The organism is Bacillus sp. KH172YL63 (assembly GCF_011398925.1).
Classification (GTDB): Bacteria; Bacillota; Bacilli; order Bacillales; family Bacillaceae_B; genus Rossellomorea.
Genome location: NZ_AP022842.1, coordinates 2,627,086 through 2,642,311 on the forward strand (window position 1 = coordinate 2,627,086; position 15,226 = coordinate 2,642,311).

The following is a 15,226-nucleotide window of genomic DNA, read 5'->3' on the forward strand; positions in this document are numbered from 1 at the left end:
CACAAAAAGAAGCGGTGGCAGGTCTCATATCCCCTGCCACCCCTTGATTCAGTTATGATTCATTCCCCAGCAGCAGATCAATATGATCAAAAAATTGAGGATAAGATATTTTCACAGCCTCTGAACCGTCAAGATAAACGTCTGAGTCGGTCAATAGAGACGCAACGGCAAGCGTCATCCCGATGCGGTGATCTCCCCATGAGTGGACTTCTCCACCGTGCAGTTCTGTCTTTCCATGGATGATCATGCCGTCATCCGTCCCTTCTATGTCTGCACCTAGTTTACCGAGCTCCTTTACGACCGCATCGATGCGATTGGTTTCCTTCACTTTCAGCTCCTCTGCATCTTTGATAACAGTCTTGCCGTTTGCCTGGGAGGCCAGCAGGGCAATGACAGGAATTTCATCAATCAGTGAGGGAATGAGCTCACCGCCGATTTCGATCCCGGTCAATTCTGATGATTGCACCACAATGTCTCCAATCGGTTCGCCTGACTTGGTGTGCTCAATCACCTCAATCGCGGCCCCCATCTTCTTCATGACCTCGATAATCCCGATTCTCGTTTCGTTCAGTCCGACATTTTTCAAGCGGACGCTGCTTCCGGGGACGATGGCAGCCGCCACCATAAAGAAGGCCGCAGATGAAATATCACCAGGCACATAAATGTCTGTGCCTTTAAATACTTGTCCACCCTTCACCTTGATTGTATCGCCTTCTCTTTCTACAGAACCCCCGAACTCGACAATCATTTTCTCAGTATGATTTCTTGTCTTTTCCGGCTCGACGATTTCAGTCGTTCCTTCAGCTTGCAGGCCTGCAAGGAGGATGGCTGATTTCACCTGTGCACTTGCTACAGGCAATGAATAGCGTATGGCCTTCAGGTTCCCCCCTCTGACCGACAGGGGCGTGTAGTTGCCCTCTGATCGCCCATCAATGTTCGTGCCGAACTGTCTTAACGGGATCGTCACTCTGTTCATCGGCCGCTTTGCAATCGAATCGTCCCCGATCAGGACAGAGTGAAACGGTCTGCCAGCCAAGATCCCCATAATCAAGCGTGTCGTCGTGCCTGAATTTCCTACGTCGAGTATATCTTTCGGTTCCTTTAAGTGATCCCAGCCTTTTCCGTGGACGACCACTTCATCTTCTGATACATCAATGTCGACACCCAGCTTACGAAAACAGGAAATGGTACTCAGACAATCTTCTCCCATCAGGAAATTATGAATGACCGTTTTCCCTTCCGCTATCGAACCAAACATGATGGACCGATGGGAAATCGATTTATCTCCAGGCACTTCAAGCTTACCTTTCAGCCCTCTTTTAGGATTTATCAGTCTTTTAGTCTCTTCCATCTTATTCACCCTCATCCCAATAATAATTCATAGCTAGTATATAGATTCAAACATTTTACAGCTCTGTCCCGGTCTGCCGAAGTTTGAAAACTGATGACCAGCACTCCGTATATGTCTTCTCTCGTCTCCATGATTCTGATATTAGTCAATGAGATTTCTTCCTTCGCCAGATACCCGGTCACTTCGGAAATCACCCCGGGATAATCGGGCACATTCACATAAAGATCATAAAATGAAGGGATGGCCCCTTTTTCAAGGATCGGCAGGTCATCCCGAAATGTTTTTGCTTCTTGAAAGTAATCATGGATTTTCTCAGAATCGCTTGCCGAGATGATTTCCATGACCTCATCCATCTCTTTCTTCCAATCGTCAAGAAGCGACAGCAATACGTTCTTATTTTGAAGCGTGATATCCTTCCACATCGTCGGGTTTGAGGAAGCGATCCGGGTGATATCCCGGAATCCACCTGCTGCGAGCCTCCTTAGATGAGGATGCCCTTCAGAAGAAGCCTTCGCCTGCCGTACGAGGGAAGCAGCCACCACATGTGGGAAATGACTGATCATACCCGTCAATTCATCATGTTCATGAGGCTCGACGATTAGGAATTTTGCATGTGTCCCTTTCAGCCATTCTTTCAGCTCATCCACTGTTTTTTCAGGCGTATCGGCACCGGGAGTCAACATGTAAAAGGCATTTTCAAACAGGATCTCTTTCGCAGCGGCCACCCCGCTCTTATGTGATCCTGCCATCGGATGACCGCCGATGAATGAAATCCCTTTTTCGATCAATGCTTCAGCACTGTTCATGATCTGTGCTTTTGTACTTCCTGTATCCGTGATCAATACACTCTCTTTAAGGGAGAATGCTTGAAATTGCTCAATGATCTTTTCTGTCTGAAACACGGGCGTAGAGACGACAATTAAATCTGCTCTTTCGGCGCCCTCTTGCAATGAAACAGCGATGTCGTCGATGACTCCTAACGATTTCGCCAACTTTACTTCTTTTTGGTTCACATCATACCCGATGATCACAGATTCGGGATGTTCTTTTTTTATTACCAGGGCCAGGGATCCTCCAATCAATCCCATCCCAATGACCAACACCGTCCCGTTCATAGTTGCCCTCCTCATCTGGTTTGAAAAAAAGCCGGAAAGGACCACATTCCCCCTCCGGCATTCCCCCGTTTATGCACGGTTTTGAAGGACTAAAAACTCCTTCATATTCTCAATCACTTGTTCATTTTGTTCAGTGGACCCGACTGTCACCCTGACTGTATGAGGATAGCCCAATGCTTCTCCAGATCTTACGATGAATCCCTTGCTCATCAGATATTGGAAAACTTCATCACCGCTCACGCCAAAATCGATGAGAACAAAGTTTGCCTGTGAAGGAAAGTAGTCCAGTCCATGCTCCCGGCAGAAGCTATAATACTGTTCGAGTCCTTTTCTATTATGCTCCCGGCACTCTTCGATGAACGACTGATCCTCTATTGAGGCAGCAGCGGCACCTTGTGCGAGTGCATTATTATTGAATGGTTCACGGATTGGCTCAAGCTTTCCGATCACTTCCTGACTCGCGACCCCAAATCCGATCCTGAAGCCCGCAAGCCCGTAAGCTTTGGAGAAGGTGCGTGTGATCAGTAATTGAGGATAAGATTTCAATAATTCCATTGAATCGTAATAGTCCTCTGCCACGACGTACTCGTAATAGGCTTCATCCAATACAACCAGTACATGGGAAGGAACCGAGTCCAAGAAGGAGACGAGTTCATCCTTCCTAATATATTCCCCGGTTGGGTTATTCGGTGAACACAGCCAAACGACTGAAGTGGTTTCATCGATTTCTTCCAACATGAGTGGCAGTTGATGCCGTCCTGCCGAATCAAGTGGCACTTCTCTTATTTCTGCCCCTTCCACGATGGCATTGTGCTTATATTGAGGAAAAGTCGGTGTTGCCATCACTGTACTTTTGTCCCGGTCAAGCAGTGCCCTTGAGATCATTTGTATCACTTCGTCAGATCCATTTCCGAACAGCAGCTGACCCGGATCAACCGACAGATGTCCAGCCACTGCCATACGCAATTTCTTTGCATAACCATCTGGATAAATCGCGTGGGAAAAGTCGTTCGATTTGAGAAACGAATCTACGTTTTTCGAGCAGCCGAACGGATTTTCATTTGATGCAAGCTTTACAACTTTCTCCAGATTGAACATTGCCTTGACATCATCCATCGTTTTGCCGGGCTGATACGCTTTGAGATTTTGAATCTGAGATTTCCACTTCATGTTTAACTTCCTTTCAGTCTATTTCAATTTAAATTACAGCGACTAGTATTACTTAAGGTCAGGCCGTAGACTGACCGCTTTTTTCATATAGATATGTTGGATATCCTTTTGGGGTGTTGATGTCTGATAATGGATCATCACCCTGATGCAAAGGGACAGGCCCTGTGGAATATCCAATTCTTGCATACACATGACAGGTACATATTTCCACTCTTCAAAACGCCTTAAAGCTTTTGCAGGAAATACACTTGTGATGTCCTCGGTTGCGGAAATGAAGACCGAAGCCACATTTTCCGGCTTGATGTCATTATGTATGATCATTTCTTTTAAGAGATTTTCAGTTGAAAGGAGAATGTCCTTTTCATCATCCCGATCTGCTGTCGTCGCACCCCGAATTCCCCTGATCATTCTTCCACTCTCCCTTATTTATGATAATTCCCTTATTTAAAGCGGAAGCTTACAGACTGCGAATAAAATCATCCGCTTGCCTTAAGTCCTCCACTGAAACATTCATCAGCGTGGGTTCGCCAATATCATTTAACAATACAAAAACAGGCTGTCCATTTTTTGACTTTTTATCATATTTCATCCCTTCATATAACATATCAAAGGTGATGCTTGAAGATATGGTCAAATCATAACCGAGGGATGATATCCACTCAATGAATGGGTCCAAATCAAATGAAAGGTTGCAGTATTGTCTGCTGAGGTATAGTGCAAAAACCATTCCAATCATGACCGATTCCCCGTGGGTTCGATTGCCATAGCCGCTTGCACTCTCAACTGCGTGACCATACGTATGGCCGAAATTCAAGAATGCGCGGACACCGGCCTCCCTCTCATCTTTCGATACAATTTCTCCCTTCACCCGTATCCCTTTCAAGAGGCAATCCATAAGGAAGTCCTGATCTATTTGGTCAGCTCTCTGGAAAGAATGCATCAAGTCAGTCAAGAAGTCATTGCCTGATAAAAAGGCATGTTTGATCACCTCAGAAATGCCTGACAAGACTTCTTTTTCCGGTAATGTCGCAAAGTATTTCAGGTCAAAAAACACTGCTTCAGGCTGAAAAAACTGTCCAACCATGTTTTTTCCCAGCGGGTGATTGATCGCAACCTTCCCACCAACAGCACTGTCATGGGCAAGGATTGTCGTAGGTACACCTATGAACGGGATTCCTCTCATATAGGTGGAAGCGACGAAACCTGCCAAATCACCAATCGCGCCGCCTCCAAAGGCAATGACCAGTGCGCTCCGGTCGACATTGTTACTCAGCCCATGGGTGATGGCATCTTCATATACAGCAAAGCTTTTAGCCTTCTCCCCTTGAGGTGCCAGATACGTCGTCATAGCGAAGTATTGCTGCAATCGCTGTTCGAATTCCCGGCCATGGATGTTATAAACCTCTTTATCAGCAATCAGCCAAAGCTTTGAAACTGCAGGGAAAGACTTTTTTATAAAAGAAACAATATCATCTGTCATACCCTTGCCGATCTTCACATCGTAAGTTTTCGATGCGGTTTGAATGGTTACTTCTCTCATTTATCAGTACTCCTTGGAGGCTTGACGTTGTCGTTCAATCTCTTCTGCGAGTTTCTCAAATTGATCGCTATTGAATTGTTCAACGATGGCGCTCGCAAGTTCCCATGCAACGACCGCTTCAGCGACTACGCTTGCAGCGGGCACTGCACAACTGTCCGATCTTTCGATGCTTGCCTTAAAAGGTTCCTTCGTTTCGATATCGACACTCTGTAAAGGTTTGTACAACGTAGGGATTGGCTTCATGACCCCTTTCACACGGATTGGCATACCGGTTGTCATGCCACCTTCAAATCCGCCTAGACGATTCGTTTTCCGGTAATATCCTTTTTCTTCACTCCAGGCAATTTCATCATGAACTTCACTTCCAGGCTTCCTGGCCATTTCAAAGCCCAATCCGAATTCCACACCTTTGAAAGCGTTGATGCTCATGACGGCCATGGCGATTTTGGCATCGAGCTTCCGGTCGTAATGCACATAACTGCCGACTCCCTGCGGCATGCCTTCAACGAGTACTTCGACCACTCCGCCGATGGAATCTCCATTTTGTTTCGCTTCGTCGATTAAATCCATCATTTTCTGCGCAGCATCTTCATCCAGACAGCGTACAGGCGACGCTTCCGTCACTTCCCGTACCTCATCGATGGAATCGTACGCTAGTTTCTCTGATTTGATTCCTCCGATTTCGAGCACATGCCCGACCACTTCAATGCCCAGCAGTTTCAATAATTTCTTTGCGACTGCGCCTGCTGCCACCCTGACGGTCGTTTCCCTTGCTGAAGATCTTTCAAGTACATTCCTTAAGTCTCTATGTCCATATTTCATTCCGCCGACAAGGTCTGCATGACCTGGTCTCGGTCTTGAAATCTTTCTTTTCACTTCGTCTTCCTGACCCTCTTCAAGTGGTTCGATCCCCATCACTTTTGTCCAGTGGGTCCAGTCTTTATTTTCCACCACAAGGCCTACAGGTGAACCAAGGGTTTGGCCGTGCCTGACCCCGCCTACAATGGAAGCACGGTCTGTTTCGATTTGCATTCTTCTGCCCCGGCCGTGTCCTTTTTGCCTTCTTGCCAGATTCTCATTGATATCCTCGGCTACCAACGGCATTCCCGCAGGTAGTCCTTCAATGATTGTTGTTAGTTGCGGTCCATGTGATTCTCCAGATGTTAAGTATCTCATTTCGCTTTCCCCCTTCAACTCGCTAAAGAATTATGTACCAATATAACATAGATTTTATATTCATTCCTAGTATAATCGTTTAAATAATTTTCTAAAAATATGATTAATGGCAAAAAAACGATGTGAATCCGTCATGTCCCAAAGAGACTGCTGTACCCATCATTGTTATGATAAGGCACGGCTCTTTTAGGACGATGAAGATTGACATCGTTATTTTTACATCTTTTTGTAAAAAAATGTATCTTCCGTTTCAAATCCATACTGTGATGGATTGAAAATTTGTTCCGTACTACCCACAAACAGGACACCGCCGGGCTTTAACGAAGCATGGAACTTTTTGTATAAAAGATCTTTGGCTTCCTCGGTGAAGTAAATCAATACGTTTCGGCAGACAATCAGATCAAATTTCCCTTCGAAAGGGTCGGACAGTAAGTTCTGCTGTTTGAACGTAACGCTTTTTTTCACTTCGTCCTTGATTTTATATAGCGCGCCTTCTTTAGAAAAGAATTTTTCTTTCATTTCAGCAGGCACTTCATTCAAGGAACGTTCCGGATACACACCGTTCATCGCCCGTTGAAGCGCATTTTTATCAATATCAGTAGCGGTGATGGAAGCTTTCCCACCCCCTGTATGTTTAGACAGCAGCATCGAGAGGGTATATGGCTCTTCCCCGGTTGAACAAGCTGCGCTCCATACTTTCAGAGACTGATTTCCTTTCAACAGTCTTGGCAGAATTTTTGTCTCAAGAATTTCCCATCGTTTGTAATTACGGTAGAATTCTGACACATTGATCGTCATCCGATCAAGGAATTCCTCCATCTCTTTTTCATCCCTGCTCAATACGCTGAAAAATTCTCCGAAACTTCCATATTTCTTTTTTTCATATAGAGCAGTCAGACGCCTTTTCATCTGGGCTTCTTTGTAAAGGGCAAGGTCGATTCCAGTCTTCCGTTTAATCCCTGAAATAAATTCACTATAATCATTTGACATTGTGATCCACACTCTCTTTGCGACATAAAGGTATAAGACTATAATTACTATATCGAACATTAATGTAAAAACTTAAGTTCATTTTCATAGAAAAAGCAAGCTGTCCCAAAACAGCTTGCCCTTCATCTCATATAAAACGGAAATTCCGTAATAGCTATATTAGTATACCCACTCATTCATTAGCTTGGCGTATTCAACAAGTTCTTCTTCCTTGAAGAATAATCCAATTTCTCTAACAGCGCTTTCAGCAGAGTCAGAGCCGTGGATGATATTCTTTCCGACTGTCAGTCCGAAATCACCGCGGATCGTTCCTACCGCTGCATCTTTAGGATTTGTAGCACCCATCATCCCACGTGCCGTTGAGATCACGTTTTCACCTTGCCACACCATGGCAAATACAGGACCGCTTGTGATGAAGTCAACCAGTTCCCCGAAGAAAGGTCTTTCTTTGTGTTCGCCATAATGCTCTTCTGCAAGTTCATTTGAAATGCTCATTAATTTGGCCCCTACAAGTTGGAAGCCCTTTTTCTCGAATCGGGATACGATATCGCCGATTAACCCTCTTTGTACACCGTCTGGTTTTACCATTAAAAACGTCTTTTCCATCTTCCCCACTCCTAAATTATGTATGTATAGAAGTCCTAAGGACATCCCACGAAAATAGTAACACTGATTGGGGGTTTTGGCAACGTTTCCATTTTAAATTTTCTTAATATTTTCTCTTGCCAATAAAGTTCGCGATATTTTTCAAGGTTTTCTTCACACGGTTGTATGGAAGATGGTCCAGATCCTTCAGCGCCCTGTCCAAATACATTCCGCTCAATTGGTGTGACCGCTCGATGGCATCTGTCGAAAGGATGGATGAGATGATCTCTCTCATTTCTTCGCGGGAAGTATATTCGGTCACCTTTTCGATCTTCGCTTTTAACTGGGGATCCTCCATCGCATAGAGAATCGGAAGGGTGATGTTCCCTTGCCACAGATCGCTTCCGGCAGGCTTCCCAAGTTCTTTTTCGCTTGCCGTTAAATCCAGGATATCGTCTGTGATCTGAAAGCTCATCCCCACATTGTAACCAAACCGGTACAGTCGTCGATGAACTTCTTCAGGCGCACCCGATGAAATGGCGCCAAGCTGGCAGCTCACAGCGATCAAGAGGGCTGTTTTTCGTTTGATTCGCAACAGATAATTTCGGAGATTTTGCTCAAAGTCATACTTATCCTCGATTTGAGCGATTTCTCCCTTGCACAGCTCCACTAAAGTGTGGGAGAGGATCTGATGGGCCTCTGGACTTTTGATTTGGGTCATGTACTCAAGCGCCCTGGCAAAGATATAATCTCCGGTATACATGGCGATACGATTATCCCACTGGGCCTTGATCGTCGGTTTTCCCCTTCTTAATTCAGCGTCATCAATGACGTCATCATGGACAAGGGAAGCCATATGCATCAATTCCAGTGCCACAGCCACGTTCTTAACAATGTTGATGTCATATTGTCCAAATTTAGCCGACAATAATACAAAAACAGGGCGGATCCTTTTACCACCTGCCTGGAGGAGGTGAAGGGAGGCTTCTTGTAAGAGATCAGATTCGGACTTGATCGCCACTTCCAATTCCTTTTCAATTTCATCGATATCCGTCTTAAGAAACGAATACATCCTGTTTAGCTTCATAATTTTTCCACCTATTTTTACGAATTTCTTACTTTTTACCGGAGTGCATGGCCGCAACGCCACCGCTATATGGCTTTACAGTGATCTCTTTGAAACCTGCTTCTTTAAACATGTCTGCCAGTTCCTTCATGCCCGGAAAGTCCCGTGCAGATTCCTGGAGCCAGGAATATTCAGAGAAACTCTTCGCAAACAGCTTCCCAAACAGGGGCATCACAAAGCGGAAATACATATAATAAAGCTGTTTGAAACCGAACATGGTAGGCTGGGAGGTTTCAAGACAGACAACCATGCCGCCTGGCTTCACGACACGATGCATTTCTTTGAGGACATGCAGGTAATCAGGTACGTTCCTCAGACCGAATCCAATCGTGACATAATCAAAGGAATTGTCGTCAAAAGGCAGCTCCATTGCATTTCCATGGATCAGCTCAATATGATCGAGGTGGGATTCTTTCACTTTCTCTTCTCCGATTGAAAGCATGTTCTGACTGAAATCCAAGCCGATAACCTTTCCGGTGTCCCCGACTTCCTCGCCTATTGCCAATGTCCAATCTGCAGTGCCGCAGCATACGTCGAGAGCCGATGCACCTTTCTTGACGTCCATATGCTTCATCGTTTCTTTTCTCCATTTTTTATGCTGCTGGAAACTGATCACCGAATTCATTTTGTCATAATTGGAATAAATCTTTTCAAATACTCCATGGACTCTTTGTTCTTTGGACTGCTGCATTTCGTTTACCCTTCTTCCGCGTATAGTTTGGTCATTGGTTCAGGCTCAGTGAATGGAAACAACTCCACCATCATCTTTTTGGAGAACGGGGTGTCCGACTCCATTCTTTTCAGCTGGGTGTGAATCGAATCCTTCACCTGACCGATCAATCCATCCAGTTGTGCGATCATCACTTGAGTGCGTTCCTGTATAAAGAGTGCATCGGTTTCTTCGTCCCCGGCATGATTCATGACCGCAGCCAAGGCCTTGATAAAACTCGTGTACTCAGAATGTTGGAGGCAAACCTTCTCTTGGACAAGCTTCTTGTAAAGGAGGGCTTCTCCGACCACCCCGATCCACTTATCATCTTCAAAGAAGGAATAAAATGCCGAAATGATGGCAGACTCCCGTTTCTTTAACTCATTCATGAGTCCGTCAAGATCAGGCAGTTCGTTCTTGTATATGGAAATCTTACTTTCATTCACTTCTTTAATCGCTTTCGCTAAATATGCTATCAGGTCTACATCACTTGTTTCTGCAAGAATCTTATAATACAGACTGCTGAAGTATACGCCAGCAAGTACGGTCAGCTGTCTTTCCTTCAGAGATTCCCGATCAGAGATTGTAACCTTTTCATGGGTATCTAGGGCTATCTGCAATAACATGGCAGTCGAAATCCACTGCATCACTTCTTCATCCACGGTTCGCCCTTCACGCATGAAAGGCATGAGCAGAAAATAAATCCGGTCACGATCGATATAAGGCTGATCGATATACTCCTTCAGATAAGAGTGATGCAACTGCTCTTCTATGTATTGATGAATGATATTCGCTTGATGGTTACAATCAATGAATTTCATACCCTTTCGTCCCCATTTCTACTATGTATCAGTCTAAAAATTTCAGCATTAAATATTATACCATAAAATTCCCCATCATAGGGAACGAGTCTTCACCGGCATACGGCTGATTATAACAAAGGGGACGACCAAGAAGCTTCACTCTTCTTGATCCGTCCCACCCGATACCCGAGCCTTGACCGGCTGCAGCATTATTTCTTGTTATCGCTCTCCACTTCACCGTAGCTGGTCACGATCGTAGCTTTTCCTCTTACTTTGATCGCAGAAGTATGATCTGTAAACTGGGCAATCATCACTTCTCCTTTATCAAGCTTCTCTGAATGATGAAATCGGGTATCCGTCCCTCTTGTCAGGCCGATCACATTCACACCGTCTTCAATTGCTTTAATGACAATATAATCGTTTGAGCTCATCATGGGTCACTCCTAATTCTTGATAAAAGTAAGAACTTCGTTGCGCGCCTGGGCATCTTCTTTGAAAGAGCCCCTTACAGCCGTTGTCACAGTACTTGATCCAGGCTTCTTCACGCCTCGCATTGTCATGCACATATGCTCGGCCTCTACGACGACCATTGCACCATATGGTTCAAGGGTTTCCATGATTGTATCTGCTACCGTTGAGGTGATTCTTTCCTGCAGCTGAGGACGCTTCGCGACAGACTCTACCGCTCTCGCCAGTTTACTCAAACCAGCCACGCGGCCATCCCGCGGGATATATGCGACATGAGCTTTCCCGTAAAAAGGCACAAGATGATGCTCGCACATGGAATAGAATGGAATATCCTTCACAAGTACCAATTCTTCATGATCTTCACTGAATATTGTCTCAAAGTATTCTTTCGGGTCATGATCGAGGCCTGAGAATACTTCTGCATACATCTTAGCCACACGTTTTGGCGTATCTAATAATCCTTCTCTATTAGGATTCTCTCCAATAGCTTCTAATATTAACCGAATCGCTTCTTCTATTTGGCCGTGATTGACTTCTGCCATACTGTTGTCCTCCTATAGTAACTTAAAGAAATAGTAACATTGTTAATATTAGCACAAGCCTATAATGTCATCAAAGACTAGTGCTTTAGAAGTTTTATCATAATACAAAAAGGCCGGGAAGAGAATAAATTCACTTACATATTTTCTTAATAGGGGGTGAATAGTATAAAAAGACACAAAAAAAAAGGCCGCATAAACATGCGACCTTCCGTTCCGCTCAAAGTATGTAATTATTTTACAGCTTCTTTAAGCGCTTTACCTGGTTTGAAAGCAGGTACTTTGCTAGCTGAGATTTCGATCTCTTCACCTGTTTGTGGGTTGCGACCTTTACGGGCTGCGCGCTCACGTACTTCGAAGTTACCGAATCCGATTAATTGTACTTTATCACCGTTTGCAAGTGAATTTTGAATTGTATCGAAAACAGCGTCAACCGCTTTAGTAGCGTCCTTCTTAGATAGCTCAGCAGCTTCTGCAACAGCATTGATTAGTTCTGTCTTATTCATGCCATTCACCTCCTCCCAAGGAAATGTCTCAGTCATGATTCATTTACTTTAATATCATTAGTAAACAACTTTAGCGAATTCTATACATAAAGTCTAGAAAAAACGCTTGAAAACGTTGCTGAATCAATATTCAACAACAATTCTGTTAAAAGATTATCACAATAGAATCACCTTAGCAAGAATAAATCAAGAAATAATGGGAATCTTTTCTTATTTGAAACACAAATGTAATAGAAACGCCATCAAACCCTTTATTCTCGCAGTCTCTCCAACTTATCACTTCCGTTCGGAGACTGCAACTTTTATCCTCCTGGCCAGGTACTCTATCTACCTTCCCGACCTTGCTTCAGCTTAAACATCCGGCTCCCTCTCCCTGGATGGGATGTATACCCAGTCCTCGTGCCGGACACCTCCCCATTCCTTTATAAATACCGATACAGAGGGATTTCTCTTCGCTTTCATTTTGACTTTCCACTGACCCTTCCCAATGAAATTAATAAATATACAATGCGGGAATACCAGGTATTCTATTTTCCCGTGCACGGAAAATGTTTTTTGTCGACTATGTAACCATACAATTTCGACCTCTGTCGGACGGGTAGATTTCATGAAAAACTCTCAGGAGATAAAACCTTTGCAATAACGTGTTCCATCATCCCTCTCCCGCTTATCCTCAGCACAAATAAGAAATCCGGCTACAGTTAAAGAAAAAAAAGACCTTCCGGGGAAGGTCAACAGATTTTTATAATATGATGGCGATCAATCCACCGGATCCTTCGTTGATGATTCTTTCGAGCGTATCTTTGAGTTTGTATCGGGCATTTTCAGGCATAAGTGAAAGCTTTGCTTGAATGCCTTCCCTTACAATCGAACTTAGGCTTCTGCCGAATATATCTGAATTCCAGATCGAAAGTGGGTCATCTTCAAAATCCTGCATCAAGTAGCGCACAAGCTCTTCGCTCTGTTTTTCGGTGCCGATGATCGGTTCGAATTTAGACTGTACATCCACCTTGATCATGTGAATCGATGGTGCCACCGCCTTCAAACTTACGCCGAATCTGGATCCCTGTCTGATGATTTCAGGTTCATCGAGGCTCATATCATTCAATGACGGAGCAGCGATCCCGTACCCGGTCTGTTTCACCATCCGAAGTGCATCGGAGATTTGATCGTATTCTGCTTTTGCGTGGGCAAAGTCCTGCATCAGCTCTAGAAGATGATCTTTCCCCCTGATTTCCACCCCGACGATTTCTTTCAACACCTCATCGTACAGCTCATCAGGCGCATACAGGTCAATCTCCGCAATCCCCTGCCCCATATCGATCCCTGCAAGTCCTGCACGTTCAATATGATCGAATTCACTGAAGTGGTGAACGACACGGTCCACATCCCGCAATCGTTTAATATCCTTCACTGTCTCCTTTACAGCTTCCTGATAGTTCTGTCTCAACCAGTGCTCTTCCTTGAGAACCATCACCCAGCTCGGAAGATTCACATTCACTTCCAATACTGGGAATTCAAACAGAGCTTCCCTTAACACACTGAGTACGTCCGAATCTCTCATGCTCTCCACACTCATCGCAAGGACAGGTATATCATATTTATCCTGAAGCTTCACTCTCAGGTCTTCTGTCTCCGGTGCATGGGGCCTAGCCGAGTTGATCACCATGATAAACGGCTTACCGACTTCTTTCAGCTCTTCTATGACCCTTTCCTCGGCCTCGATGTAATCACCCCTGCCAATTTCCCCGATGGAACCGTCTGTCGTCACGACGACCCCGATCGTGGAATGCTCCTGAATGACCTTCCGGGTGCCGATCTCGGCGGCTTCATGAAATGGTATCGGTTCTTCATACCATGGCGTGTTGATCATCCTAGGACCATTCTCATCCTCGTATCCTTTGGCCCCCGGGACTGTATATCCTACACAATCTACCAATCTCACATTCACTTCAAGCCCTTCATCCACATGAACGGAGATCGCTTGATTCGGGACAAACTTCGGTTCGGTCGTCATGATTGTCCGTCCGGCTGCGCTTTGTGGCAGCTCATCCTGCGCTCTCGCCCGCTCTGATTCACTCGCGATGTTAGGAAGGACAACCAGTTCCATAAATTTTTTGATGAACGTTGATTTACCTGTTCTTACTGCTCCTACCACACCTAAATAGATATCTCCGCCAGTTCTTTCGGCAATGTCTTTAAATAGATCGACTCTTTCCAAGAGATTCCCTCCCATCTTATATTCCAGGGATGTTTCATCCGTGTATTCTGTCTCACATTCTATATTTATGATGTTGTCCCAATGACTTATGACTATAAATATGCTTTTTTTCCCCTCCTTATGATGAAAAGTTGAATGTATTATGTCTCTGCATTTATGAGCGTTAATTTGATGAAGGTGCCTATAAAGGATGACATAAAAATAATAACCCTTCCCTTACAATATATTTTGCAAGGAAAGGGTTATGCCTAATTTGTCATAAAGACCGGTTCGTTATTTTCATCAATGGTATATGGCAGTGAATATGCAGGTACAAAGAGCGAGTCTTTCACAAGCATATCCCGGATATCGTCACCTTCGTTATAGGTTTCATCACTTTCATTAAGCTTTTCAAATAAGTCCATGGAATAATCAACAAATATGTCACCGTCCCCATTAATGACCAGGGGCAGGTTTTTACTTGAATACGGGCTGTTTACATAGACTTCCTCATCATAACCAAGCTCTTTATAGTTGAGTGTATACACATTGTTTGCCACTTCCTCTTTAAAGGGAGGATAATCCTTTGCCTGAATCCTGATTTTCAATTCCCGGATTTGCTCTGCGATACGTAAATCAAATATTTTGACTGAAGGATCTTCTTCAACGTCCACTAAAACATATTGAAAAATCCCGCCGTTTTCAAACGCATTACCTGGTATATCAGGCAGATATCTTGGCGAAAGCTTCCGGAAATCAATCGGATACTTCTGATAAACAGGTGTATCCTGGTCCCTGGTCTTGATGGGAAGCAGTCCGCTGTTATCCATTTGGTAACTGTCTACTGCCTCTTGTGCAGCTTTCACCTGGGTATCATAAGGGATCTGGTTTTGGCTCAGATTTTCCTCAGGATACATACAGCCTGAAAGAATACTCATCGTAAGTATG

16 protein-coding genes are annotated in these 15,226 nt (G+C 44.4%); all 16 read right to left on the reverse strand.

Annotated elements, in window-relative coordinates:
* Nucleotides 1-52: 52 nt before the first annotated feature.
* Nucleotides 53-1,351 (reverse strand): 3-phosphoshikimate 1-carboxyvinyltransferase, encoded by a 1,299-nt coding sequence (gene aroA / locus KH172YL63_RS13425; RefSeq protein WP_173106581.1) that lies wholly within the window; start codon nucleotides 1,349-1,351, stop codon nucleotides 53-55.
* Nucleotides 1,352-1,362: 11 nt separating this feature from the next.
* Entirely contained in the window at nucleotides 1,363-2,466 is a 1,104-nt protein-coding gene (locus KH172YL63_RS13430; RefSeq protein WP_173106582.1) for a prephenate dehydrogenase, read from the reverse strand.
* Nucleotides 2,467-2,535: 69 nt separating this feature from the next.
* Nucleotides 2,536-3,636, reverse strand: coding sequence for a histidinol-phosphate transaminase (gene hisC / locus KH172YL63_RS13435; RefSeq protein ID WP_173106583.1), 1,101 nt, complete (start codon nucleotides 3,634-3,636; stop codon nucleotides 2,536-2,538).
* A 48-nt stretch (nucleotides 3,637-3,684) separates the two neighbouring features.
* Entirely contained in the window at nucleotides 3,685-4,044 is a 360-nt protein-coding gene (aroH, locus tag KH172YL63_RS13440; protein ID WP_173106584.1) for a chorismate mutase, read from the reverse strand.
* A 49-nt stretch (nucleotides 4,045-4,093) separates the two neighbouring features.
* Nucleotides 4,094-5,176 (reverse strand): 3-dehydroquinate synthase, encoded by a 1,083-nt coding sequence (aroB, locus tag KH172YL63_RS13445; protein WP_173106585.1) that lies wholly within the window; start codon nucleotides 5,174-5,176, stop codon nucleotides 4,094-4,096.
* 3 nt (nucleotides 5,177-5,179) lie between these two features.
* Nucleotides 5,180-6,352 carry a chorismate synthase gene (aroC, locus tag KH172YL63_RS13450; RefSeq protein ID WP_173106586.1) on the reverse strand — a complete coding sequence of 391 codons (1,173 nt, stop codon included), beginning with the start codon at nucleotides 6,350-6,352 and terminating at the stop codon, nucleotides 5,180-5,182.
* 216 nt (nucleotides 6,353-6,568) lie between these two features.
* A complete protein-coding gene (locus tag KH172YL63_RS13455; RefSeq protein ID WP_173106587.1) occupies nucleotides 6,569-7,342 on the reverse strand; it encodes a CheR family methyltransferase in 774 nt (257 codons plus the stop codon).
* Between the two features lie 159 nt (nucleotides 7,343-7,501).
* Entirely contained in the window at nucleotides 7,502-7,948 is a 447-nt protein-coding gene (gene ndk / locus KH172YL63_RS13460; protein ID WP_173106588.1) for a nucleoside-diphosphate kinase, read from the reverse strand.
* Nucleotides 7,949-8,051: 103 nt separating this feature from the next.
* Nucleotides 8,052-9,014: a heptaprenyl diphosphate synthase component II gene (gene hepT, locus KH172YL63_RS13465; protein ID WP_173106589.1), complete on the reverse strand. Its 963-nt coding sequence runs from the start codon at nucleotides 9,012-9,014 to the stop codon at nucleotides 8,052-8,054.
* 28 nt (nucleotides 9,015-9,042) lie between these two features.
* Nucleotides 9,043-9,744, reverse strand: coding sequence for a demethylmenaquinone methyltransferase (locus tag KH172YL63_RS13470; protein ID WP_173106590.1), 702 nt, complete (start codon nucleotides 9,742-9,744; stop codon nucleotides 9,043-9,045).
* Between the two features lie 5 nt (nucleotides 9,745-9,749).
* Nucleotides 9,750-10,583: a heptaprenyl diphosphate synthase component 1 gene (locus tag KH172YL63_RS13475; protein WP_173106591.1), complete on the reverse strand. Its 834-nt coding sequence runs from the start codon at nucleotides 10,581-10,583 to the stop codon at nucleotides 9,750-9,752.
* Nucleotides 10,584-10,774: 191 nt separating this feature from the next.
* Nucleotides 10,775-10,999: a trp RNA-binding attenuation protein MtrB gene (mtrB, locus tag KH172YL63_RS13480; RefSeq protein ID WP_442858732.1), complete on the reverse strand. Its 225-nt coding sequence runs from the start codon at nucleotides 10,997-10,999 to the stop codon at nucleotides 10,775-10,777.
* A gap of 9 nt (nucleotides 11,000-11,008) precedes the next feature.
* Nucleotides 11,009-11,575, reverse strand: a complete 567-nt coding sequence (folE, locus tag KH172YL63_RS13485) for a GTP cyclohydrolase I FolE (RefSeq protein ID WP_173106593.1) — start codon at nucleotides 11,573-11,575, stop codon at nucleotides 11,009-11,011.
* 230 nt (nucleotides 11,576-11,805) lie between these two features.
* Nucleotides 11,806-12,078 carry an HU family DNA-binding protein gene (locus tag KH172YL63_RS13490; protein ID WP_034758336.1) on the reverse strand — a complete coding sequence of 91 codons (273 nt, stop codon included), beginning with the start codon at nucleotides 12,076-12,078 and terminating at the stop codon, nucleotides 11,806-11,808.
* A 742-nt stretch (nucleotides 12,079-12,820) separates the two neighbouring features.
* The gene (gene spoIVA, locus KH172YL63_RS13495; protein WP_138775747.1) at nucleotides 12,821-14,299 is read right to left on the reverse strand and encodes a stage IV sporulation protein A; all 1,479 of its coding nucleotides are present in this window, start codon (nucleotides 14,297-14,299) and stop codon (nucleotides 12,821-12,823) included.
* Nucleotides 14,300-14,547: 248 nt separating this feature from the next.
* Nucleotides 14,548-15,216: a hypothetical protein gene (locus KH172YL63_RS13500; RefSeq protein WP_173108176.1), complete on the reverse strand. Its 669-nt coding sequence runs from the start codon at nucleotides 15,214-15,216 to the stop codon at nucleotides 14,548-14,550.
* Between the last annotated feature and the right edge of the window lie 10 nt (nucleotides 15,217-15,226).

Coding starts and splice junctions, on each gene's coding strand:
- aroA (WP_173106581.1), bottom strand. CDS start 1,351: ATGGAAGAGACTAAAAGACTGATAAATCCTAAAAGAGGGCTGAAAGGT.
- KH172YL63_RS13430 (WP_173106582.1), bottom strand. CDS start 2,466: ATGAACGGGACGGTGTTGGTCATTGGGATGGGATTGATTGGAGGATCC.
- hisC (WP_173106583.1), bottom strand. CDS start 3,636: ATGAAGTGGAAATCTCAGATTCAAAATCTCAAAGCGTATCAGCCCGGC.
- aroH (WP_173106584.1), bottom strand. CDS start 4,044: ATGATCAGGGGAATTCGGGGTGCGACGACAGCAGATCGGGATGATGAA.
- aroB (WP_173106585.1), bottom strand. CDS start 5,176: ATGAGAGAAGTAACCATTCAAACCGCATCGAAAACTTACGATGTGAAG.
- aroC (WP_173106586.1), bottom strand. CDS start 6,352: ATGAGATACTTAACATCTGGAGAATCACATGGACCGCAACTAACAACA.
- KH172YL63_RS13455 (WP_173106587.1), bottom strand. CDS start 7,342: ATGTCAAATGATTATAGTGAATTTATTTCAGGGATTAAACGGAAGACT.
- ndk (WP_173106588.1), bottom strand. CDS start 7,948: ATGGAAAAGACGTTTTTAATGGTAAAACCAGACGGTGTACAAAGAGGG.
- hepT (WP_173106589.1), bottom strand. CDS start 9,014: ATGAAGCTAAACAGGATGTATTCGTTTCTTAAGACGGATATCGATGAA.
- KH172YL63_RS13470 (WP_173106590.1), bottom strand. CDS start 9,744: ATGCAGCAGTCCAAAGAACAAAGAGTCCATGGAGTATTTGAAAAGATT.
- KH172YL63_RS13475 (WP_173106591.1), bottom strand. CDS start 10,583: ATGAAATTCATTGATTGTAACCATCAAGCGAATATCATTCATCAATAC.
- mtrB (WP_442858732.1), bottom strand. CDS start 10,999: ATGATGAGCTCAAACGATTATATTGTCATTAAAGCAATTGAAGACGGT.
- folE (WP_173106593.1), bottom strand. CDS start 11,575: ATGGCAGAAGTCAATCACGGCCAAATAGAAGAAGCGATTCGGTTAATA.
- KH172YL63_RS13490 (WP_034758336.1), bottom strand. CDS start 12,078: ATGAATAAGACAGAACTAATCAATGCTGTTGCAGAAGCTGCTGAGCTA.
- KH172YL63_RS13500 (WP_173108176.1), bottom strand. CDS start 15,216: ATGAGTATTCTTTCAGGCTGTATGTATCCTGAGGAAAATCTGAGCCAA.